11 protein-coding genes are annotated in these 22,695 nt (G+C 58.3%); 6 read left to right on the forward strand and 5 right to left on the reverse strand.

The annotated features are described in order from the left end of the window. Nucleotides 1–198 precede the first annotated feature (198 nt). Nucleotides 199–4,161 (reverse strand): PEP-CTERM sorting domain-containing protein, encoded by a 3,963-nt coding sequence (locus SH292x_RS22470; protein WP_442483262.1) that lies wholly within the window; start codon nucleotides 4,159–4,161, stop codon nucleotides 199–201. A 166-nt stretch (nucleotides 4,162–4,327) separates the two neighbouring features. Next, complete coding sequence (locus tag SH292x_RS22475; protein ID WP_442483263.1) at nucleotides 4,328–5,080, reverse strand: PEP-CTERM sorting domain-containing protein; 753 nt, start codon at nucleotides 5,078–5,080, stop codon at nucleotides 4,328–4,330. Between the two features lie 863 nt (nucleotides 5,081–5,943). Here SH292x_RS22475 and SH292x_RS22480 point away from each other — a divergent pair. Beyond that, the gene (locus tag SH292x_RS22480; RefSeq protein WP_442483264.1) at nucleotides 5,944–9,693 is read left to right on the forward strand and encodes an NPCBM/NEW2 domain-containing protein; all 3,750 of its coding nucleotides are present in this window, start codon (nucleotides 5,944–5,946) and stop codon (nucleotides 9,691–9,693) included. A 56-nt stretch (nucleotides 9,694–9,749) separates the two neighbouring features. Here SH292x_RS22480 and SH292x_RS22485 read toward each other — a convergent pair whose 3' ends face one another. The 3 genes from SH292x_RS22485 to SH292x_RS22495 form a co-directional block, all read right to left on the reverse strand. Next, nucleotides 9,750–11,204 (reverse strand): TolC family protein, encoded by a 1,455-nt coding sequence (locus tag SH292x_RS22485; RefSeq protein WP_442483265.1) that lies wholly within the window; start codon nucleotides 11,202–11,204, stop codon nucleotides 9,750–9,752. A gap of 336 nt (nucleotides 11,205–11,540) precedes the next feature. Continuing rightward, nucleotides 11,541–13,037 carry an HlyD family secretion protein gene (locus SH292x_RS22490; RefSeq protein WP_442483266.1) on the reverse strand — a complete coding sequence of 499 codons (1,497 nt, stop codon included), beginning with the start codon at nucleotides 13,035–13,037 and terminating at the stop codon, nucleotides 11,541–11,543. Further along, entirely contained in the window at nucleotides 13,034–15,202 is a 2,169-nt protein-coding gene (locus tag SH292x_RS22495) for a peptidase domain-containing ABC transporter (RefSeq protein WP_442483267.1), read from the reverse strand. The genes SH292x_RS22490 and SH292x_RS22495 overlap by 4 nt, the downstream gene beginning before the upstream one ends. Nucleotides 15,203–15,372: 170 nt before the next feature. On the opposite strand from SH292x_RS22495, the gene SH292x_RS22500 reads away from it, so the two are divergent. From SH292x_RS22500 to SH292x_RS22520, 5 genes are all read left to right on the forward strand, one after another. Continuing rightward, nucleotides 15,373–16,296, forward strand: a complete 924-nt coding sequence (locus SH292x_RS22500) for a LysR family transcriptional regulator (RefSeq protein WP_442483268.1) — start codon at nucleotides 15,373–15,375, stop codon at nucleotides 16,294–16,296. Between the two features lie 118 nt (nucleotides 16,297–16,414). After that, nucleotides 16,415–16,786, forward strand: coding sequence for a DUF2294 domain-containing protein (locus SH292x_RS22505; protein WP_442483269.1), 372 nt, complete (start codon nucleotides 16,415–16,417; stop codon nucleotides 16,784–16,786). Between the two features lie 506 nt (nucleotides 16,787–17,292). Beyond that, entirely contained in the window at nucleotides 17,293–18,873 is a 1,581-nt protein-coding gene (locus SH292x_RS22510) for a proton-conducting transporter transmembrane domain-containing protein (RefSeq protein ID WP_442483270.1), read from the forward strand. Between the two features lie 64 nt (nucleotides 18,874–18,937). Next, nucleotides 18,938–21,532 (forward strand): YbcC family protein, encoded by a 2,595-nt coding sequence (locus SH292x_RS22515; RefSeq protein ID WP_442483271.1) that lies wholly within the window; start codon nucleotides 18,938–18,940, stop codon nucleotides 21,530–21,532. 217 nt (nucleotides 21,533–21,749) lie between these two features. Further along, nucleotides 21,750–22,343, forward strand: a complete 594-nt coding sequence (locus SH292x_RS22520) for a mismatch-specific DNA-glycosylase (RefSeq protein ID WP_442483272.1) — start codon at nucleotides 21,750–21,752, stop codon at nucleotides 22,341–22,343. Nucleotides 22,344–22,695: the final 352 nt, after the last annotated feature.

Raw genomic sequence — 22,695 nt, forward strand, 5'->3', positions numbered from 1 at the left:
TTGGGAATGTGATAAGATTCGCAATTGCATTTGCCTGCCTCACGCGAGGTCAGGCACGATTGTGCCAATCAGTGCATCGTGGAAAAGTAATTGCCTGAAGCATCGACGGTCGACAGCGCGCGACCAACCACACCTGTGTGCGATTCGTCGCGCTACTCTGCCATTTGTCTGCAATGTCCCAGTGCTACAGCTTGACTATTAACTCCGGCGCCGAAGAGCAATTAACGCGCCACCGATGGCGAACAAGACTAGCGACGAGGGCTCAGGTACAGCATTTCCGCTGAGCCAGTCGCCGAGGACCAAGTTCGGACCATTGGGGTGATTTGCACGCAGGATGAACCAGTCGCTGTAGTTGACCCGCCCATCCAGGTTCATGTCGCCCCAGCCCCAGGTCTCCCAGTCGCCAACGGTCAGCGAGTTGTGCGCGCCTTCAAACTCCTTCTCTTGACGCCAACCGGCCACCATGGCCACGATGTCCGCGTTATTGACGGTTCCGTCGCGATTGACGTCACCCGGGTCCAAGGTGCCTTGCAAGTCGGGGTCGTTCGCGATTTGCTGTGCGATCCAAGCATTATCCCGCAGCAGGTTAAAATCGCCCGCATTAAAGTTAGTGCCTTGTCCGTAGACGTACATCTCGACGTCGTCAACAACGCCATCGAAGAAATCGGTTGGCATGAACACTACTTCGCCAGGAGTAGCAGCCGGAGGGTTATTGGGCTTCTCGCCTGCACCTATCAGTAACGGGCCAAGGTGAGTCGTGCTGTTAACGTCGAACTCCGGAATCGGATCGTCGTTGGCGGCCACCGCGATCCCATTGATGTACAGCACCGAACGGAAGTTATCGCCGCCGGTGTTTTGGCTGTTGAACATGAAGTGGTACCACTGATTGGCGGCCGGAACCGCAACCGATGCGGGCACAGCGGCAATGCCATCGGCACCGCTTGCGTGCTGGGAATTCGAAATGGCCCATTGGCCGGCCGCGTTGATGGCGGGGCCACCGGTCAGCATGGTGTCGTAGGTAATCTGCTGGTAGGAACCAGTGAGCTTTTCAGGGAAGACATAGCCCTGCGTACCATGGCTGGTAATGCCAGCGTAGTTCTGGTTCGATCCTATGGCAGACGCCGGATGATTGAAACGCTGTCCCTGCAAGTAATCGTTGGTTCCATCGAAGCGAGCACCGAAACCCGTACGCCCGGTGCCAATGAGGGCCGTGTTCTGGTAAGTCGGACCGAAGACTGAGAGGTCCGCGAACGTCCCTGAGCCCGCGCCGGAGCTATCGACCGTGAAGAACGGGCCGCTGCCACCGAACTGAACACCCATCGGCGCATTATTGGTCGGGGATTCGAACGCGTTGTCGTCGCCCATCTGGTAGTCGCGGTCGACGTAGTAAGCCGAAGCGGAAGTTGCGAGCAAGCAGCTAATGACTGCGGCGACCGCGATCTTCAAAGTAGCCATCGAGAATGCTCCTTGCAGTTTCTTGCGTCTGGTGGCAGCCAAGCCAACGATTGATGTCAGGGCCAACACCGCGAGCGAAGTGGGTTCGGGCACTGAGCTCGCGGCGCTCAGCGATCCAGACGCTTCCGAGCCAAAGTTAGTTTTCCAGAGCGTATAGTCGCTGGCATTGATGCCACCCCCGTTGCCAGTGCCCGGGGCGAACGCCGATTCGTTGGCTGCACCGAGATTGTCACGCCACACGGTGTAGTCGGCGAGGTTCACGACGGAGTCGCCGTTGAAGTCGCCAGCAAGAGCGGCTGTCGTGACGTAGGTAACAATTCCAGTTCGCTGGTGGACATCGGTGTCGACGTAGGTGAAGACGAGATCTTCGGCTGGACCAGCGTAGAGATCCGTAAGGGTTAGGCTTGCACCGGGAGCCAGCGTATCCACCCCGTCCAACAAGTACTGCGACAGCGAAGTCGCGGTGGTGGTGCCTAAGACCTCCCAGTCCGAGCCGTCAATCGTGCCGGTACCCAGCGGAACGACGTCTGCAAAGTCGATGGCATTGCTGGCGCTCGTGATCTCGATGAAGTCCAGATTCACGGGATTGGCAGTCAGATTGCGAATGGTCGCGTTGCCATTGGCCTTGTTGACCTGGAGCGTTAGTAACTGCGGGGCGAGCTCCTGAACAATCTGCACGGCGTGAAGGCCTACGTTCGCTCCGATGCGATTCAATCGCACATTGAGTTCAGAACCCGTTAAATCTTGATACAGGATGTAGTTGCTGGCGACTGCGCCGGCTTGCGTCTTTGCCGTCGCTTGGATGTAGTTGGCCGCCGATGTGAACGTTGCCTCCCCCGTCGCGGTGGCAAAGTAACGTTCGGAGCCCAACACTCCGTCTAGCGAGGTAAAACCAACACGGTTGTCTCCATCGGATCCGACGTAGACGTAGGCGTCGTAGTACTGGTAGGGAATGCCGGTGACATCAACGCGGACTGGATCGCCATTGGTGATCGAATCAAGGTATCCGTCGACCAGATTGCGATCCTGGTCGGCCGAGGGATTGCCGGCGAAGTTACCGGTGGAAGACCAAGTCTCGTTTGCCGACCAAGTGACGGACGCAGCGGTTGCTACTCCGTTTTGATTAAGCAGCATGCCGACGGTCGCATCATGGTCCGTCGCGGGGGTGTTACCACCGACGTTGTTCCAATTCGCTTGAGGCACCACGCCGGCCGATCCCGTCACGCTGGGGCCTGCTGCCGCAGGATCGTTATCGGTTTGGCCACCAATGAAGTTAATGCCGATGCCGACGGCACTGGCGTCCGAGCTGGCAAGCACGGCGACGCCGAGCGCAACTCCCAAGGCGATCTTGGCAACGCGACGACGGCGCATGATTAGTAGGGCCGCGGGAACCGCCAAGCCCATCACAACAAGAGTCGAAGGCTCGGGGACCGCATTCGTAAGCAGTGCGAACGAACCTGCACCTTGAGCGGCCTCGTAGGCCGTCTTGAACGCTCGGAGGTCGAATACATTGACCGCCAAGTCGCCGTTGATATCGCCAAGGGCATACGCTTCGCCAAGGGTCGAGCCAGTAAGGTCGGTGCCGTAGTTGTCGCGGACGGTGGGCCAGTCGAGCGCGTCGACCACGCCACTCGCATCGAAGTCGCCGGCGGTGAGCGGCAGTCCGTTGTTACCTTCGAATACAGTAAGTCCCGTGACAGTTTCGCCGGTGATCGCGTCGAGGTACTCGAAGCGGAATTGTGACCCTTCGCGAGGGTAAGGCGTCCAAACGTTGCCTAGCGAGATCGACTGTCCTTGGCTCAAAGAACCAGCTCCCAGCGTTGCTTCGTCGAGCGCATTTGGTGTGCTGCTCAGCACGATCCATTCGTCTGGCGAGACACTACCTCCCTGGTCATAGTTGGCCGAAATCGAGTCCCAGCCTGAGGGATTCAGATTGCCATCGTCCGAAAGCAGGCCCAAGCCGGCGAATTGAATGGTGGCGCCAGTATTGTTGGTGAGCGTTGCTTCGCCCGTAATTCGATCAATGGACATCACGGGGAACGGATCGAAGATCACCGCATCAAGATTGCGGATGATGACGCCGGACAGCGCGGCACGTCCCGGATCGCTCGTTGGCGACTGCGTAATGGTAACGGTATTGGTGCCTGAGACGTCGAAGGTCCAGAAGTTGCCTTTGCTCGCCGGAGTCAGTGGAGCCCAGAAGTTTCCTGTGGCTGCGAGTGTTTCGTTAATGCTCGCGTAGGCGGGAACAGAGGTCGCAACCGTGTTGCCAAACACCCAGGTGCCGTTCACGTTCATGTCCTGGGCAATCGCGGTGCCTGCCCCTTGGTCGGACGAATACAGGCCGTAAACCCGGTAGTTGGTATAGGGGATATTCGAAAGCGTGACGTTGATGCCCGAGCCACCGTCGTCGAGGTAGCCCACCGACTGGCGGTGTGCGTCGTCGGCGGTGCCGTCTCCGTTGTACCAAGCGTTGGCCGACGACCAAGTCAATGCGGCTGCCGTCGCAGTCCCTGTGCTGTCGATGAGACCGGGAATAGTGCCAGCGGCCAGATTTGGCTGGCCATTGGTGTTATTCCAGAAGGCACTATCGGTTCCCAGGGGACCAATGTTTTGGCCGCCGACAAACGCCTGATTCCCGCTGTTTTCGCTGAAGTTTACCGAGATGATTTGTCCATGGAGAGTGGCACAGCATGCGACTGCCACCACACAGCACACCGCGAAGTATCTTGCCCTTAAAAGCATCGTACGCCAAGCCTCTAGAGAAGGGTGAAGTAATTTGCCGTGCCCATGCACGTCCACACAAGCTGTCACTTCGAAACCGATTCAAAAGTTGAGTTGTCGTTGACTGCGGGGAGCCATAAGAACTAACTCAGTCGCATCGTCGCACCACGATGACACCACCTAGCAGCAACAACGCCATCAGCACGGTCGAGGGTTCGGGGACCACTTCTTGAATGACCACAGCCGCTAGCGAACCACGCTGTGCGCCGTTGCGCGGGTTGCCTTGGATCACAAGACTTGATCCCGAGGCTATGGCTGTCCAGTAGTTGCCCGGGTTCACTCCGTCGGCTAGCGACCAGTAGCTGCCGGTTGCGGCGAACGAATCGTCGACCGAGTTGTAAGCGGGAGCCGAACCGCCAAACACGGGGGTGCCGTTGACCGTAAAGTCGACTGTGGTGTAGGTGTCGATGGGGTCGCCAAGCTCTTGATCACTTGCGAGCAATCCATACACGATGTAGTTGGCGTAGGGAATGTCGGTAAACGTCACGCTGACGCCATTGCCCCCATCGTCCAGGTAGCCAACCCCCAGTCGGTGTTGGTCGTCGCCGGTTCCACCCGCCGTGTACCACAGGTTACTGCTTGACCAGGTGACGTCGGTCGCGGTTGCCGTCCCCGAGTGATCGACCAGATTGCTCAGCGAGTTGCTCGCCATTGCAGCTTGAGGGAAGAAGTCCGCTGGATTGTTCCAGTTCGCGCTGTCGCTCGCGAGAGGACCTATGTTCTCGCCTCCTGTAAAAACCTGATTCGTATTCTCGCTGAAATTGAGTGAAATATCCGCGTAACAGGTCGAATGCGACCAACAAAAGATGGTAGCCATAGCGGCTACGGCAAGACCCTTCATGAGGACTACCTCCCAGGTGCTGCAGACAAGATGCTGAGAAAAGTGCAGTGGCTGAGCGAAACGGGCCCCATTACCCTATCGCCAGCTTCGTCAAGCGGCGTAGCGATGCTAACGTTTCCGGAACGTCTCACAACGTATCCGCAAAATTGGAGAAAAGCTATCGGAAATTAAGAAAAAATAAAAAATGTGAGAAGCCACATGACGCTGGCGGCGTCGCGCGCCGCGATTCATTCCGCTTCGCACCCCGTCCTAACCGCCACGTATGCAAGGACTTCGGCTTGAGCGTGCCCCGTTAGCTGCGTGCTTCGAGTTGCCGAGGACGGGGACATTGCAATCGACGTGATGGCCCCCCCGGTAGAAGGACAGTGCCCCCCATGTGTGGGAGTCGCTCAAGCCTTCTATGAGGCGGTCCGCTCTCGAATCATTCGTGACCGACCTTGTGCCGCTTCTCTTAGCGACCTTCCTTGGACGGTTAGTTCGCCACCACCTCTCATGTTCCTCGTAGCGACATTCGCCATCTTGAGCAGCCTGGGTAGCCCTTGTTAGGACCGCCCTTCTCTAGCCGCGCAGGTTTTACAAATTTGCATGGCATCGGAGGCCGTAGTGGGTTCTACTACATCTCAATGCGATGCGCGACGCGAACCGCCTTACTTCCCACGGCGTGGGTTGCGCTAAGCATGCGACCAAAGTGTTTGTGACGGTGGACGCCTGCGGTGGAGTTCGATGAGTTGGATTTGTCTGCTACATTGATCAATCACTTTTCTGCAAGATTTGCTTTTTAACTTTTCCGGCAATCTGCCGAACATTCGCTGAAATACATAGGGCTCCGGAACACCATGAGTCTGCGCAAGAATTGCCTTTGGATGGGACGCAACCGTCGGCTACGTATCGAATCGCTTGAAGATCGCCGAGTGCTGGCCGTCGTGCCGAGTGGTTTCTCGGAGACGGTCGTAGCCTCGAGTCTGACGAGTCCTACGACGCTCGACATCGAGGAGAACGGCCGCATTTGGGTTGCCTACCAAGATGGTCGTATTGAGGTGATTGAGCCCGGGGAATCGGGGACGACACTGGCGTTTCAGCTCGACGCCAATGGTTCGAACGAGTGGGGATTGCAGGGATTGGAACTCGATCCCAACTTCGAGACCAATAACTACATCTACGTTTATTACACGGCTAATTCGCCCCAAGTCCACAATCGCCTGAGTCGCTTGACGGTCGATGCGACAACCGAGAACACGATTATTCCTGGTAGCGAAGTCGTGCTGCTCGACCTGCCCAACCTATCGGACTACGGCAGTCCCCCATGGCACATCGGCGGGGCGGTGCACGTGCGGTTCGACGGCACCATTTTTGTTCAGATTGGCGAATCGCAACAGGCTGTGCAATCGCAGGACTTGAACTCGCCGTTGGGGAAGATCTTTCGCGTGAACCCCGACGGAACTGCGCCGACGGACAACCCTTACTACAACGCGGGCGATGGCGTTACGTGGACTGACTACATTTGGTCCTCAGGGCTACGCAATCCTTTCGCGGGCGATCTCGATCCCGAAACGGGACGCTACTTCGTCGCCGACGTAGGCGGAGGTAGCTGGGAAGAAGTCAACGACGCCACCTTGCCGGGTTTGAATTTCGGTTGGCCCACCACCGAAGGCAACTTCAACCAAGTGCAGTTCCCGAATTTCACACAACCAGTACACGCCTATTCGCACGCCAACGGCTGTGCGATCACGGGGGCCGCGTTTTATAACGGCGGACTGACATCGTTCCCGGCTGAATACGATGGCATGTTCTTCTTCACGGAGTTTTGCGGCGGCGAGATTCGCTACATCGATCCCGATAATCCGGGTGCCGGTGCCACCGTGTTTGCTACCGACGCCGGCTATCCCATGAACATCGAGATGGGGTCCGACGGTGCGATGTATTACATCTCGCGCGGCGCTGGAGCCGGTGGTGCGCCGGGCGTGGGATCTGGTAGCGTGCGACGCATTGCCTATGCCCAGAGTGTTCCGCCTCAGATTGTCGCCGATCCGCAACCCACTTTGGTCTCAGTGGGTTACACGGCCGAGTTTTCGGTAAGCGCCGCGGGCACCGGACCGCTCGAGTATCAATGGCAAGTATCGACCGGTGGTGGCGCGTTCATGGATATTCCAGACGCCAACGACGAAGTGCTGTTGCTTTCTTCGGTCCCGCTGGCGAGCAATGCCAACCTGTATCGTGTCGTGGTGTCGAACTCGCTTGGCGAAGCGACCAGCGAGGCCGCGATGCTATCGGTCACCACCGACACGCCCCCCATGCCGTTCTTCAATTTACCGGAGCTGAATTCCACCTATCGAGCCGGCGATGTAATCAGTTTCTCGGGAGGTGCTACCGACGCCGAAGATGGCACGTTGTCGGCGGCGAACCTGGCTTGGAGCATCGACTTTCATCACAATGTGCACTCGCATCCGCTGGTGCCACCCACTACGGGCATCACTTCGGGCCAGATCACGGTTCCCACCGTAACGGAGACCGATGACGACGTCTTCTATCGCATCACACTAACCGCGACCGACTCGGCCGGTTTGTCGACAACCGTCACCCGCGACGTCTATCCGCTGAAGTCCGATTTTGCGATTCAGACGAACATGCCCGGGCTAGGCGGCACGATTCTGGTCGATGGCTCGTCGCGCGACGCGCCGTTCTATGACACGGGTGTTGAAAATGTCGAACGCACGGTGAGCGTACCCAGCACTATTCAGGTCGGTGGCTCGCTCGGCTTCTTCAGCCAGTGGATCGATGGCGTGACCGATCGCGATCGGACGATCTTCACGCCCATCGAAGACACTGCCTACGTTGCCCTCTACGAGACTATTAGCGGAACGCCCATCTATCTCAGCGACTTGCCGTTCGAAGTTATCAACAACGGCTGGGGACCGGTGGAACTCGACACAAGCAACGGCGAAGCCGCTGCGGGCGATGGTAATCCGATCACGCTCAATGGCGTTGTGTACGAGCGCGGCCTTGGTGTGCATGCACTATCGGAACTCGTATTCGACTTGGGCGGCGGCGGCTACTCGCGATTTCTGTCGGACATTGGCGTTGACGACGAAAACAACCCCGGCGGAACGGTTGTTTTTCGCGTATTAGCTGACGGTGTCGAGGTCTTCAATAGTGGGGTGATGAACAACGCGTCCGCAACGCAAACCGTGAATATCGACGTGGCCGGAGTTACTGAGTTGCGGCTCATCGTCGATACGGCTGGCGATGGCAATGGTTCGGACCACGCCAACTGGGCCGATGCCCGTCTGCTGACCACGAATAGTGTCCCGATTGCCAATATCAACTTCCAGCTCGGTTCGGCCCCCGTACCGAGTGGCTACTTGGCTGACTCTGGCGCTGTCTTCGGCGATCGCGGCAATGGCTTCGACTACGGTTGGTCGAGTGACCACACCGATGTGTCGCGGGATCGCAACGTTAATCCCGATCAACGCTACGACACGCTCGTTCACTTTCACCAGAATCAGAATTGGGAAATCGAACTTCCCAATGGGCAATACTTGGTAACTGCGGTCGTTGGTGACGCTGGATTCAATAGCGTTCACACGTTGAATGTCGAAGGGGTAAATTACTGGGACGCCATTGCACTGGATGGCAATGAGTTCGTGACGCAAACGCAGTTGGTAACGGTAAACGATGGCCGATTGACGCTCGACCAGGGCAGTGCCGCCGAGCGTGCCACGCGGATCGCATTCGTGCAAATTGCCGTCCCATCGGAAGGTAGCGAGAGCGGGCTGCTGCCCTACGAAGCGGCCGACGCAAACCTCGATACGCACCTCGATTTGCGCGACGTAGCGACGGTGCTTGCTGCCATGGGCTCGACACTCGTCGATCCGACGCCTGCCCAGAGCGTGGCGGTGGGAGATTTCAACTTCGATGCAAGTATTGACTCAACGGATTGGGAAATCCTGAGCGATGCCTGGGCCGCGCGATATGGTAGCGGGTTAGTTTACGACGACGTGCGCGCCAGTACGTTTGGCGACTACGATCGTGACGGAGTGGTCGATCAGGACGACTACGTGGTGTGGCGTTCCCAGTTTGGTGGAGGTGTGCGTTGGGCCGCCGATGGTGTCGTGCTTGCCGCCGATGGGAATCTGGATGGTGTGGTCAACCTGGCCGACTACACCGTGTGGCGGGATAACTTGGGTGCTCAATTAGGCGCTGTGCTCGTCGACGATGCTTCTCCGATTGTTGCCGCGCCAGCGGCCATTGCATCGGACAGCGGCTCGCCGGATGAGACGCCTCTGGTAATGAAGGTCGACTCGCTCTCCAGTGCTAAACCTTCAAGTAGCCAGGCAACCAGTCACCTGCTGGGACTTACGCCTGTTGGGGCTAACGACAACGTTTCTTCGACACATAGTGCGTCGCGAGGCAGCTCCGAGAAGGTGATCGCGACATCGCTCGCCGATACTTTGTTGCTCTACCTCAACAACGTCGATGACCAACGGGCGGCAACAACGCCTAGTACCGGCAGATCCAACCAAAAGAGCGCCGACCGCGACGCTCACGAAGCGTTTGATGAAGTGTTTGCTGCGTGGTCTGACGATGAGGGCTCGCTGAAGTTTAGCTGGCGTTGAACGAAATTGGATCGGGCTAGCCTCCGCTTTCCTGCCAGCTCCTGCGCCGACGTCCGCTACCGTTCGACTTCCGATAATTCACTACCCGGCGAAGTCAAACCCAAGGCCGCCGCGTAGTCGGCTTTGGCTTGATAGTAATCCAATTGGGCGACCACGAGTTCGATGGCAGCGTCTACGGCCTGCTGTTCGCGCAGGTTGACGTCAAGCAAACTGCTGTTGCCTAGTTCGAAACTGCGCCGCTCGGCCTCTTCCATGCGGACGGCCAGCTGCAGACTTTCTGTAGATCTCGCCACCCGCACGCGCGTCGCTTCGAGGGCCACCCGCGCCGACTGAACCTCAGCCGCGATCTTGTCATACAGGTATCGCTGCTTGGCATTGAGCTGGGATATCTTGCCCTGAGTTGCACGAAGCTTGCCAAACGCCTTGCGACGTTCGATGGGCACCTCGAGCGTCAGCGAGGCTTCGAGTTCGAACGGCGACTTGTCGCGTTTCGGACTGGTGGGCGCGCCGACGTCCTGCGAACCGAGTAGTCCCGCGTAAACCTCGGGCTGCGTCATATTCTCGGCGGCAGACCGTTCGATCTCCAATTGATCGCGGGCGAAGTTTAGCACTGCGGCGTCGGGGCGATTGGTTAACGCGAACTCGATATCTTCCTCTTCGGAGCGGGCAGGCTCCTGTTCAATCGGTGGGAATCGATCTGGTAGGCGGACATCGTCTAGCACCATTGGTGTGCCATCAGGGCTACGGAAGAACAGCGACAACTTGATGGCGGACTGGTCGAGCTTCTGCTCCGCGTCGATCAACTTCGCCTGCCGCGAGACGATCAACCGTTCGTTGTCCACCAAATCGATGCTAGCACGATCGCCCCGATCGACTTGTCCCTGGATGGCGCGATTGCGATCTTGGGCAATCTCGAGTAGCGACTGCGCTACATCGCGAACTTGCCCCGCGGCGACCCAGTTCCAGTACAGAATGGATCCGTCGCGAACGTAGGAAACAACCTGCGATTGAATCTCGGGCTCGACTTGATTGCGAGCAACTTGCGCCCGCCACAGTGCCGCACGATTCGGATCGATCCACCGATTTGCCGCCAGCGGCACCAGGAAGCCTGCCTTAAACTCGCCACCCTCGTTCGTCTGCCGTTCGAGGTACCAGGGCTCAAACGATCCACGGCCGATTCGATATCCGGCGACCGTTTTGCCGCCCCACATCGTGTCACGCTCGACGCCGATGCCATGGCGATAGTTCTCATAATATCCCAGCGGTTCGGTTTCGCTTGCAGCCTTGAGCTTGTGATCGAAGGCACCCCAGGAAGCTAGCTCTTCGCCCGACTTGATCTGCCGTTCGTCCATCGCCGCTTGAATAAGCGGGAAGTTTGCTTGCACCGAAGCGACGACGTCCCTCAGTTCTAGCGCAGCAGAAGGCGCCGCGACCTCCTCAGGAGTTGTGCCCGGCGGTGGAGCGTCGATCGGCACCGGCAACAACTCGGACCCGGGAATCGTGGGAGGCATCGCATCGGACGGCACGCTGTCAAGCTGGAAAGCGGTCGCAATGACTTCGGGTGTACTCTCAATCGCATCCTTCCCGGCCGAGGTGGCCTCGGAAGCCTTTGCGATCGGCGCAGCAGTCGACTTGCTAGCGGTGCGTCGCGACGCGCAGCCAGTAGCACAGCTGAGCGCAACAATCAGGATTAGGAGCGTTCGAGCGAACACATAACCACACTAGGGGTGGGATGAAAAGGTGAGCCAAGCGCGCGTAGCGGTTGCGCGGCCTGACTAACCAGTCTTATCGGGGCGACGGTGGGTGTGACTTGAAACTTGGCGTCCGTGCTATCATTCCATCCGTCTCTAGAACTTGATTTTAGGTGGCTTGGCGGAGCTAGCTTCGTCGCCTGACTTTGCGCTTTTCAGTGCCGGCGGGAAACCGTTCAGGCGCCGCCACATTTCGTAGCTTAGCGTCACGCGATCCAGCAGAATCCATCCGTTGGCGCGAGCCCCTTGTCGCAAGTACGGGTAGGTGGGCCAAGGCTCGCAGTCCTGATCGGGAACTACCACCACACGGAAACGACCCTGCCCGTCGTCTGTCGAGTCGACGATCGAAACCACACCTCCGAAGGTGCCCACGGCGACGGATGGCCAGCCCGAGAACTGAACGGCGGGCCACCCTTCGAACTGCAATCGAACTTTCCGACCCGCAGAAACCAGTGGCACGTCATTGCCATCGATCCAAATCTGCGCGGCTAGCTCGTCGACCTTGGGAACAATCTCAAAAAGTGGATCGCCCACCTTCACGTACTCGCCGCTCCGGGTCGCCACCAAATCCATCAAGTAACCGGCTCGCGGCGCGCAGATGGTCTGGTTTTCTTGGCGAGCAAGGGCGACTTGCAAGTCGACGACTTCCTGCTGCAGCTTCGCGAGTTCCGATTCGGTTTTCGCAAAGTCGCCCTCGGCTTTGGCGACGTCCGAGTGTGCCTTGCGTAGCGAAGCTTTCACAGAATCGACTTTCGCTTGAGCTTCCCGTTCTTTGGCATCGCGCTCACGGTTCTTCGCCACTAGCTCGCTTTCAGCCGCATCGACGTAAGATCGGGCCTGCTCCTGCTTCGCCAACGACTCTTGGTACTTACGTTCGGCCAGTTGCATCTTCAATTCCGACGCAAGGCCTTCGCTGTGCAGTTGCTTCTGACGCTCGTAGTCGGCCTCAGCCTGTCGCAGTCCTGCGGTTGCCGCTTGCAGACTCTGCTGCTCAGCCTGCAACTTGTTTTGGGACATGCGAATGTATTCCGTCGCCGCGGCCACCGTTTGCTGTTTGACATCCTCGAACGCAGCAACCTGGGCGTCGTAGGTCTCGATGATCGTTTTCAGCACATCGACCTGCCGCCGCGCGGCCTCAATCTGACCTTCGGACGCCGTCACCTGCCGTCGTCCCGCTTCCAGTTGCTCTTGCAATCGGCTCATTAATTGGGGATCCAGATCCTGGATCTCGAGAATCATCTGGCCCGCTTCGACGTAGGTGTTTTCACGGATGTTGTCGCCCCACCGGACGATGCGTCCTTTGATCGGAGACTCCACAAGTTGTCGGCGGTCGGTCGGGGCGAACGCAACCACCTGGCCGCGACCCGTAATGGTTTGCTGCCACGGGGCGAGTGCCATCGCGACGACTGTGAGTATCAGGCAGACGATTAGTCCCTTGGCCACACGCCGCGCAAGCCGCGATGAACGGACAAGTCGCATGGCCGGAAAAAGTTCTTCTTGGTTCCGAAGCTGCTCTTTTCGTTTCGGTACTTTCTCTCCGGGTGCCTGAACCTGGAGCTTGTCCTTGGGGGCCTCGATCAGCAGTTCGTTCATCGCGATGCCCCCTTGTCAGCAATCTTCATAGGCTCCGACGAAAACGACCCCACGTCGAGATCGAGGCGATAGTCGCAATGGCTGGCAACCAGCGCGCTATTGGTTGCGATCACTAAGGTGCAATCGACTCTTTGGCGAAGTTGGTAGAACACTTGACGCAATAGGTTGTCGCCGAGGCCATCGAGTACCCCATCGATCAGCAGTAGCTTGGGTGACCGAACCAACGCTCGCGCAAGTAGTAGCTGTGACTGCTGCGTCGCACTGAGCGGGTGGCCGTTTGATCCCAGTGGGGTCTCTAGACCTTGCGGCAGGCGTAAAGCTTGATCCAGCAACCCCGCTTCGGCGAGCGCCGCGCGAAGTTCGTGGTGCGAGATATTGGTACGTCCCAGGTAAATATTCTCGCTCACGCTACCGGCAAAGATTTCGCCAGCCCTGACCAAGGCCACCCTGCGGCGGAGAATGTCGGGGCTGACGTCCGCGGGATCGGTGCCGTCCACCTCGATGTGTCCATCGGACGTATCGCGCAAGGCGAACAGCAGGTCTTGCAACACACTCTTTCCCGATCCTGGCGAACCAACTACCGCCGTGATGCTGCCCGGTGGAATCTGTGCCGACAGCGGAACTCGAAAGACAGATTTACCATTCAGCACGCATTGCACGTCGGTCAATTCAATCGCAGCGCCTCCTGGCGAGTCCAAATGCAGCACGCCCGATTGTCGTTCGATGGGCAGGTCGAGCAAGCGACCCAGTTTGTCGACTCCGGCGAGCAAGTCGTAGAACCCTTCGAGGTGCTTACCAAGCTTGGCCAGCGACACCAGGATGGCCGAAACAATCAACTCGGCCGCTACCAACTGCCCCAGCGTCAGCTGCCCTTGAATCACCAACCAGCCACCAAACCCCAGAGTAATCGTCGCGGCAGCGGCTTGCAGCAAGAGCAGGAACAATATCTGCCGAAACAGCAACTGAAAGTGAGTCTCGCGAGCGTCCAGATAATCGCCCGTCAGCAAGCTCGCGCGATCGGCGCAGAACTCGGTGGCACCAGCGTGGCGAAATGCAACATTACAACGGGCCATCTCCTCAAACCAAGCCGCCAATCGATATTTGTACTTGGACTCCTTGAGACTGTTTTGTAGTGCCCCTCTACCCAAGACGTAGACCCCCAGCACCACCAAACCGAGCAGCAGCAGGTCGAAACCGAGGAACCAGGGATGGTAGAACGCGAGGACGGTCATGCCCACAAGGGTCGTGAGGATGATGGTAATGCCATCGAGCAGCAAATAGGCTGTTCCCTTCTGTAAGGTAATAACATCGAAGAAGCGATTCACTAGCTCTGGAAAATAAAGGTCGTCGAGTGCCGTGGTCTTCGCTCGGGGGATCCGAAAACTCAGATCAGCCGCCACGCGCGTAAACAGCCGCCTTTGCAAGATCTCGACGACGTACGTCTGCAAACCCGTGATCGCCGCCAGGAAGCCTAAGAACACGAACAGAATCGTCGACAGCACGATGACGGGCTGTACCACGCTGCCGAATGCGACCGTGTTCACAAGCGATTCGACGGCGATCGGGCTCGCGATGCTGAGGATGCCGATGAACAGCGCGAACGAAGTCACGGTCCAGACGTCCTGCCGTTCGGGACGAAGGATCGAGAGCAAACGCGAGATAGGATGAATCGGCTCCGATGCTTCATGGTGCAACGGAGCAATTTCGGGCGCTGTGAGAATGACCCACAGCGGCGAAGAATCCGAGTTGCTTCCTAGCAGCTCCACGAGTTTCTCGGGATGGGCGACGCGAGTGGTCTCGCCGTTGCCTTGGTCCAGCATCACACCGCGTTGGTCGGGTATCAAAGCCCACCACTCACGTTGGCCGCCGTTGCTCACTGGCGTAACTAGGGAAGCTCCGCCGCAGCAAAGTTGCCATGCCGCCTCGCCAGTGAGATTGGCGATCCTTGGTCGGAGGTGAAGATTTCTGGCAACCTCCTCCATCCAAGTGGACCAGTGGGTCTGGATTTCGCCCGGCGTCAGCTCCGAGGTTTGATAGATCAGGTGACGGACGCGACCAATTTCAGATTCGACTCCCAGCGAACGCGCCGCCAGCACCAGCGTTTTCGCCAGCCGCGTCAATTCGCCTGTATGGGTTTCGCTAGTAACGGTGTATTCCACGGCCATATCGCGCTTCGAGGCATAGGACGCCCCGTTAATTGGAGTCGTAAGGCATCAATCCACCGGCGGTTTCGTCGATACTTTACCTTTTTGTAATACTCTACGGCTGTTAGTAACCATAGATAATATAGAATATAATGACAAAACACATAGATAAATCCTAGCTGTGGTGCAGCATGCGAATCGAAGAACTGAACTTCCATCACCTGCTCTACTTCTGGGTCGTGGCCCGCGAAGGAAGCATCGTCGCCGCAAGTCGCCGGCTGAGATTGGCTCAGCCGAGTATTAGCATGCAGGTCCGCAAGCTGGAAAGATTGGTTGGCGCTCCGCTGTTTCGCCGCGAGGGACGGGGGCTAGCGCTGACCGATGTCGGCCGCGAGGTGTTTGCTCGTGCCGACGAAGTTTTTCAAGCCGGCCAGGGTGTGGTCGACCTGCTACGCGGGATACCCACCGAGCGACCATCGCGGCTCACCGTTGGCGTACCCGATATTATGCCCAAGCTCATCACCCATCGTCTCCTAGCGCCAGTGTTCGCGTTGCCGGACGAGATACAAGTTATCTGCTACGAAAGTTCGTTCGAGAGCTTGCTAAGTGATCTGGCGGTGAATCGATTTGACGTGGTGCTCTCGGACGCACCTATCGGTTCGCACATGAAAGTCCGGGCGTATAACCACTTTCTCGGCGAGTGTGGGATCACGATCTTCGCCCAGGCCAAGCTGGCCTCGAAGTTCGAACCGGACTTTCCTCGGTCGCTGGCGGGCGCTCCGATGTTGCTGCCCACCCCCAATACCGAGTTAGGTCGATCGATGGACCAGTGGCTCTACGAGCGGTCGCTGCAACCGAAGGTCGTCGGGCAATTCTACGACAGCGCGCTGCTCAAGGAGTTCGGCAGCGCGGGTTTGGGGCTATTTCCCGCTCCAACTGCCATCGAAGCGGAGATTCAACGCCAGTACCGTGTGAAGGTCGTAGGGCGTATCGACGAGATTCGCGAGAAGTTTTATGCCATCACAGTCGAACGGCGTTTGAAGCATCCAGGCGTGGTCGCCATCGCCGAATCCGCTCGGTCCGATCTGCTCGCCAGCACCGAAACCAAGCCGTGACAAGCAGCGTGAACCTAGGCGAAGCGGCGCGGCTCGATACCGATTGCGGCTTGTATGCCCAAGCCTTGCAAGGTAAACCGATGGAACTGCGATGAACTCCCCATGTCCAGGATCTATCATGAAGACCAAGCGTGAAACGGAACGAGAGATTAGTCAGGCGATTATTCGTTTCGAGAAGGAGTTCATGGGGCGCGGTCCCTTGGAGACCAGAGCTTACATCATCGAAGACATGGTCCTCGTTCGGCTAAAGAATGTCCTTACGCCGGCGGAGATGAAGCTTTCGCAGTCCGAGGACCGAGACCGCGCCAAGTACTTGATCAAACAGCTAAGGCAGCAACTGATTGAGCAGGGCAGGCCGCTGCTGGACGCGGTGATTAAGGACATTCTGGGGGTGAATGTGGTGAGCCTGCATACCGACATCAGTGCCCGGACAGGGGAGCGTGTGATCGTCTTCACGTTGGAGCAAGAGCCGCAATTTACGAGTCCTTAGTAATTCGTGGCATCTAACTTGACGCTGGCTCAAGCCCAGCCTATTATCTGGTCGATGAAACGCTGTACCGCGTTGGACTCCCCCCTGGGGGCTGCCAAACGGTGTGAGATGGAAAGGTTCGAGTTGCACTGGATTGAATGCCAGTGCAAATAGGCCGGAAGGTTGCCCAGAGCAGCCTCCCGGCCTTTTTTTGTGCCTGTCGGTAACGCCCCGCTCGCAGTGAGATGCAATTGCGGTCGAGGAAGACTTACTGATCCGCGAGAGAGAAGCGAGCATTCTCCGCGAGAGAGATATCCCTACGCTGAATACCCACCTGGAGCGATAGCGACACTAGGTCGCTATCGACCAGCCACCCACAAAACTGAGCGACGCCTGGATGGTCAGCACGGCCATCGGGACAAGCCGGGACGCGAGCACCTTGTGTGTTCGCCCCCGGCTTTTTTTATGCCATCCAACGAACGCCCTACGAATATCAGCCCTACGCCTCCTTCAAAAGTTGTACTGCCATGGACACTCTCTTGGCCCTTGTTGTGCTTTCTGTCGTGTGTTTACTCGCGCTCGTGTGTGTGCCGAGCCGAGCTGCAAATGCTGGCGTACGAACCGTCCGCGCGGGGGTCACGTTGTTGGTGAGCATCGAGTTGATGCTGGGGGCTACGCTCGCCGTCGCTTACGTGACGACGAGCGGTCCGGCGCTTTGGTGGTCCATGTCGGGTCAATCGCTGAGCGTGGGAAACGTGATTGAATTCTACTACGACGGCGCCACGGCATTGATGCTGGTGCTCGTCTCGTTCGTTGGCTTCGTGGTCTGCCGCTACTCGATTCGGTATCTGGATGGCGAACTGGGACAAGGTCGCTATTTTCGCTGGCTTGGGTTCACGATCGGAGCGGTATCCCTCATGGTGATGGCCGGCAATCTGTTGCTATTCCTAGGGGCATGGATTCTGACCAGCCTCGGGTTGCACCAGTTACTTTTGCAGTACCCTGAACGAACCGCGGCACACCGAGCCGCCTGGACTAAGTTCGCAATCAGCCGCGTTGGCGACGCTTTCCTAATCCTCGCCTTCGTGCTGATCTACCAAGCCTTCGGAACGCTGCAACTTCCCACGCTATTCGCCTCCGCCGCGGAGGTAACGAGTCCGGGCGAGACAACACCTGCGCACGCTGCGATCGGCTGGCTGTTGGTGATGGGGGCAGCGACCAAATCGGCCCAGTTTCCCTTCCACATCTGGTTGCCTGACACCATGGAGACACCCACGCCCGTCTCGGCGCTGATGCACGCTGGCATCGTAAACGCCGGCGGCTACCTGATCATTCGCATGAGCCCGCTGCTCGAATTAGCTCCCTCGGCACTGGTCGCTCTCGCACTCCTCGGAGCATTCACCGCCTGTTTCGCTGGGCTCATCATGATGACACAGCCCGCGGTGAAACGAGGACTCGCGTATTCCACGATCGCACAAATGGGATTCATGATGCTCCAGTGCGGCTTGGGAGCTTACTCGGCGGCGATGCTGCACATCCTCGCTCATTCCCTCTACAAGGCCCACGCTTTTCTGGGAAGCGGAAGCGTTGTATCCCAGGCTCGCGCCGTTGCCTGCAGCGCATCGCCAGAAGTGAAATGGACCGCGGCGATTGCCTACTTCATCGGTGCCATGACGACTGCCTTGCTCTCCTTCTCGGCCGTCGCGTACGTCACGGGATTCGACGCGATTTCCAAGCCGGGTGGATTGGTATTGGCGTTACTGCTGTGTCTCGCCTTGTCGACATGGGGGTGGCGGCTTTGGGCGCTCGGCACGTCTCGTGGAGTGCTCGCCAGCTTCCTCTCGCTGACGCTGCTTTGCATGCTGTACGTGGGAAGCTACCTGGCCGTCCAGCACGTGATCGAACACAGCGGTTCGGTTGTCGCCGGAACGCCTGAGGCCCAGTTCTTGCCCCTAGCGATCGCCATCGCCATCCTGCTGCCATTGGCCCTTCTGTCACTCTTGGTCTGGCCATTCCATCCAATTCGGCTCGAGGCGATTCGCGTCCATGCGTTAAACGGCTTCTACGTGGACGCAGTCTATCGACGTTTCTTCAGCAATCTGGTCTGACGTGATGTCCTTCGAACTGTTCGCTCCCCACGCAATTAAACATCAAGAAAAGAAAGTCATAACCATGCCCCTGGTAAACCCATCGCGGAACTCGAAAGACTCGTCGCAGAAACATCCGCATGCCGCCAAGTGTTGCAACACCCTCACTTCCGACGCCACCGCTGGCGTTCGATACGCGGTCGACGTCGTCCAGGCAAAATTGGCGCCTGTGTGGCCTCTCCAAGACTACGTGGCGGTCAACCCGTACTTTGGATTTGCGGACCACGGGTTACTGACCGCGCGGGGCCTGCTTCGTTCGGTTTCGAACATGGAACTGATCATGCCGGCGGACTACTACCGACAACAGTTCGCCAACGGCACCATCTCGAAAGGCGATATCGATGCCGCGGTCGACGAACTCGTCGCCGATGGGGTCGCCGGTGCCGAGCGAATCAACGTCAATCAGATTCTGACGTACCTGAAGCAGCCAATCGAACCGAAGTCGCCCACCGATCCACCGAACCAGGAGTCTGCCAAAGGTGGCCGACCGCTGACCACCTTTGTCACCAAGTTCGACGAGTACAATCAGTCTGATTGGAGTAAAGAAATAGGCGACGAGATCTCTAAGCACTGCTCGTCTCATTACGACCAAGGGCAAGCCTATTGGCAGAGCGCTTCCCGAGGTTTACCACTTTTTGAGGCTTGGATTCGCACTGCGAAGCACGACCGACACGTCGAGTTCCTTGGCCTCAGTGGCTTTCGAAACCTTGTTTCGCAATTGCCCACCGATCCCCACGCAGCACTAGCCGTTTTGCTCGATCGCCTCCAGGTGCCGCCAGGGTTGCGGCCCGACTATTTGCTGTGCGAAGCACTAGCCACCCCGGGTTGGTGCGCGTGGGCCAAGTATCAATGTCAGGAAGCCTCGAAACTCGGAAAGGAATGCACTGACTTCGCCGGAGTGCTGGCCATGAGGCTGGCCTACGAAGTCGCGTTGTCCGAGCAGTTCGACTTTCACTTGCATTGGTCGTCCATCGTCGAGCAGCACGAGACGCTCGCGGGCCAGCTCGGCAAGTACTCTGACGAAGATCTCATTCACTACACCATGTTGAAGGCGAGCGAGATTGCATTCCGAAACCAGTTGATCGCGGATATTGCAGCCCAGGACGCAGGTGTCCACAAAGTCTCCAATCACTGTCCGATGGCCCAGATGGTGTTCTGCATCGACGTGCGCTCAGAGCGGATTCGACGGCACCTCGAGGCTACATCGAGCCGAGTTGAAACCATGGGGTTCGCCGGTTTCTTCGGCGTCCCCATGGAGTTCGTCGAGCTTGGCGGCACCCAAGGCACTGCCCAAGTTCCTGTTCTCATCTCACCTCAGATTACGGTGCGTGAAGAACTGGATGCGCTGCCAAGGTGGAGACATCGAATGATCGCCCAGCGACGATGGCAGTGCCGCTACGTCCGCAAGTCCTGGAAGAGCTTTCAGGAGTCGCTGCTCAGCACCTTCGCCTTCGTCGAAACGATGGGGCTGCTGTATGGATTCAAACTCGTAGCGCGCACCTTGGGTCTGAACACCGAATCACCAGGGCAGTTCGACGCCGTTCGACCCGTCGACCACGAGCGACTTGGCCCCTCGCTGCGAGGACTTGCCAAGCAGGGGATCGATCGGGTGAAGCAGGCCGACTTGGCCGAGTCGCTCCTACGTGGCATCGGCATCGTCGACCATTTCGCAAAACTCGTTGTGTTCTGTGGCCATGCTTGCCAAACCGACAACAATCCTTTGAAAGCCGGCCTCGATTGCGGGGCGTGCGGTGGGCATTCGGGCGAATCCAATGCACGGTTTGCGGCGAAACTTCTCAATCAGCAACATGTCCGGACGGAGCTTGCGAAGCGCGGAATTCAAGTGCCCGAAGCAACGCAGTTCGTCGCGGCACTGCACAACACCACCACCGACCGCGTTACCTTCTTCGATACTCACCTACTCCCCGTATCGCACCACAAGCAAGTGGAGCAACTCGACGCCTTAGTGCGAGTAGCTTCGGAGCGGTGCGCCAGCGAGCGACTCAGCACGCTACGTGGACCGGATGTAGACGACTTAGTACGAAGAAGCCGCGATTGGTCCGAGGTGAGACCCGAGTGGGGCCTGGCTGGCAATGCCACGTTCATCGCAGCCCCGCGGGACTTCACCAAAAGCGTTTCTCTGGGAGGGCGGGCGTTTTTGCATAGCTACGACTTTACTCGCGACCACGATGGGACCGGTCTTGAGCAGATAATGACCGCACCGCTCGTGGTGGCAAATTGGATCAATATGCAGTACTACGCATCGACCGTCGACCCGCAATACTTCGGCAGCGGCAGCAAGACCGTTCACAACGTCGTCGGCCGATTTGGAGTCCTCTCCGGCAACAGTGGCGATCTAATGACAGGGTTGCCTTGGCAGTCGGTCCACAACGGAGTGGATTTTCAGCACCAGCCACTTCGCCTCCTCGCCATGATCGTCGCGACCCGCGAGGCGGTCGAGGCAGTCATCGCGAAGCACGAGCAACTCGCCGCGTTGATATCCAACGGCTGGATTCAGTTGGTGGTGGTTGAGGAGGGTAGCTACTTCCGCTACACCGGTCGTCAGCAATGGGAAGAGCTCGCTTCGTGCCCCCGGGAGCATCTCCCTGTGTGTTACTGATTCATCGGGCGAGCACCAGCGCAGCCAGCATGCGCCGCTTGATCAAAGCCGCCCGCAGGACTCGCACCACCATCGCGACGCTGGTCATTGGCCCTACGACGCACTCTGTCAACTGGGCCGGGGCAATGATAACGTATGGGATGAGCGTCGCCATCGATGAACGAGAACATCCGACTGTTTCGGCCGACGCTTAGCAGTATTGGTAACAGGCGGCCTCATGAAACCGAAGTCATCTACCCCCTGGAAACCGACTAAGGCCGACTTGCTGGCCGCGCATGATAAGCGAGTGCCGGATATTGTTGCCAAAGACCTCATGGTCCTGTTCGTCGGCATCAACCCGGGCCTCTATACGGCGGCGATTGGTCGCCACTTCGGCCGGCCTGGCAACCGTTTCTGGCCCGCCCTCCACAACGGCGGCTTCACCCCTCGGCTCTTCTCCCCCTTCGAGAGCGGCCTGCTTCTCGACCTCCAGCTCGGTATCACCAACGTGGTGTCCCGCGCCACCGCCCGCGCCGACGAACTCACGAGCGACGAGATTCGAGCCGGCGGCAAAAGCCTGGAGCGGAAGGTCAAACGCTGGAGCCCCACCGTCGTCGCCTTTCTCGGCATCGGCCCCTACCGCGTCGTCTCCGGTAATAAGGACGCCGGTGTCGGTCTGCAGGACGAACTGTTTGGTGGCAGCCACGTCTGGGTGCTGCCAAATCCCAGCGGCCTCAATGCACATTATCAGCCCCCCGCACTCGCCAAGCTCTTCAAGGAGCTACGACTGTGGGCCGCGGCGCACCACGGACGGCGCGGGACGAAGCCGTAGCTTCCGGACGCGGGAGTGGAGCCGTCGCCGCGTTCCGGTTGTTCCTTGATTTTGTACTGTGGCGGCTGTCCAATGCGCAGCCGGTTCCGTAGGTGAGCCCTATAGTGGAAGTCGGGCCGGAAAAACCGGCCTTGGACTTCGGAAGTTGACCACGCTCAGGGACTGACTATTCTGAACGCCTGCGGGATTTTAGTAGTCCCCATACCCTCCCCTACCCCGCCATCGACCCCGTTTGGACCGAAGCCAATGCATGCTAACCGCTGAAGTAACGCACCCAGCGCGGGCACGTCCCGCGATGGCGCGTTGAGCGAGCAGGTTGATCATGCATTCTACCTTTTCGCCATTTGCAATC

The sequence above is a fragment of the Aeoliella fuhlenseeensis genome (assembly GCF_052161615.1).
Classification (GTDB): Bacteria; Planctomycetota; Planctomycetia; order Pirellulales; family Lacipirellulaceae; genus Aeoliella.

Coding starts and splice junctions, on each gene's coding strand:
- SH292x_RS22475 (WP_442483263.1), bottom strand. CDS start 5,080: ATGAAGGGTCTTGCCGTAGCCGCTATGGCTACCATCTTTTGTTGGTCG.
- SH292x_RS22480 (WP_442483264.1), top strand. CDS start 5,944: ATGGGACGCAACCGTCGGCTACGTATCGAATCGCTTGAAGATCGCCGA.
- SH292x_RS22485 (WP_442483265.1), bottom strand. CDS start 11,204: ATGCCTCCCACGATTCCCGGGTCCGAGTTGTTGCCGGTGCCGATCGAC.
- SH292x_RS22490 (WP_442483266.1), bottom strand. CDS start 13,037: ATGAACGAACTGCTGATCGAGGCCCCCAAGGACAAGCTCCAGGTTCAG.
- SH292x_RS22495 (WP_442483267.1), bottom strand. CDS start 15,202: ATGGCCGTGGAATACACCGTTACTAGCGAAACCCATACAGGCGAATTG.
- SH292x_RS22500 (WP_442483268.1), top strand. CDS start 15,373: ATGCGAATCGAAGAACTGAACTTCCATCACCTGCTCTACTTCTGGGTC.
- SH292x_RS22505 (WP_442483269.1), top strand. CDS start 16,415: ATGAAGACCAAGCGTGAAACGGAACGAGAGATTAGTCAGGCGATTATT.
- SH292x_RS22510 (WP_442483270.1), top strand. CDS start 17,293: ATGGACACTCTCTTGGCCCTTGTTGTGCTTTCTGTCGTGTGTTTACTC.
- SH292x_RS22515 (WP_442483271.1), top strand. CDS start 18,938: ATGCCCCTGGTAAACCCATCGCGGAACTCGAAAGACTCGTCGCAGAAA.
- SH292x_RS22520 (WP_442483272.1), top strand. CDS start 21,750: ATGAAACCGAAGTCATCTACCCCCTGGAAACCGACTAAGGCCGACTTG.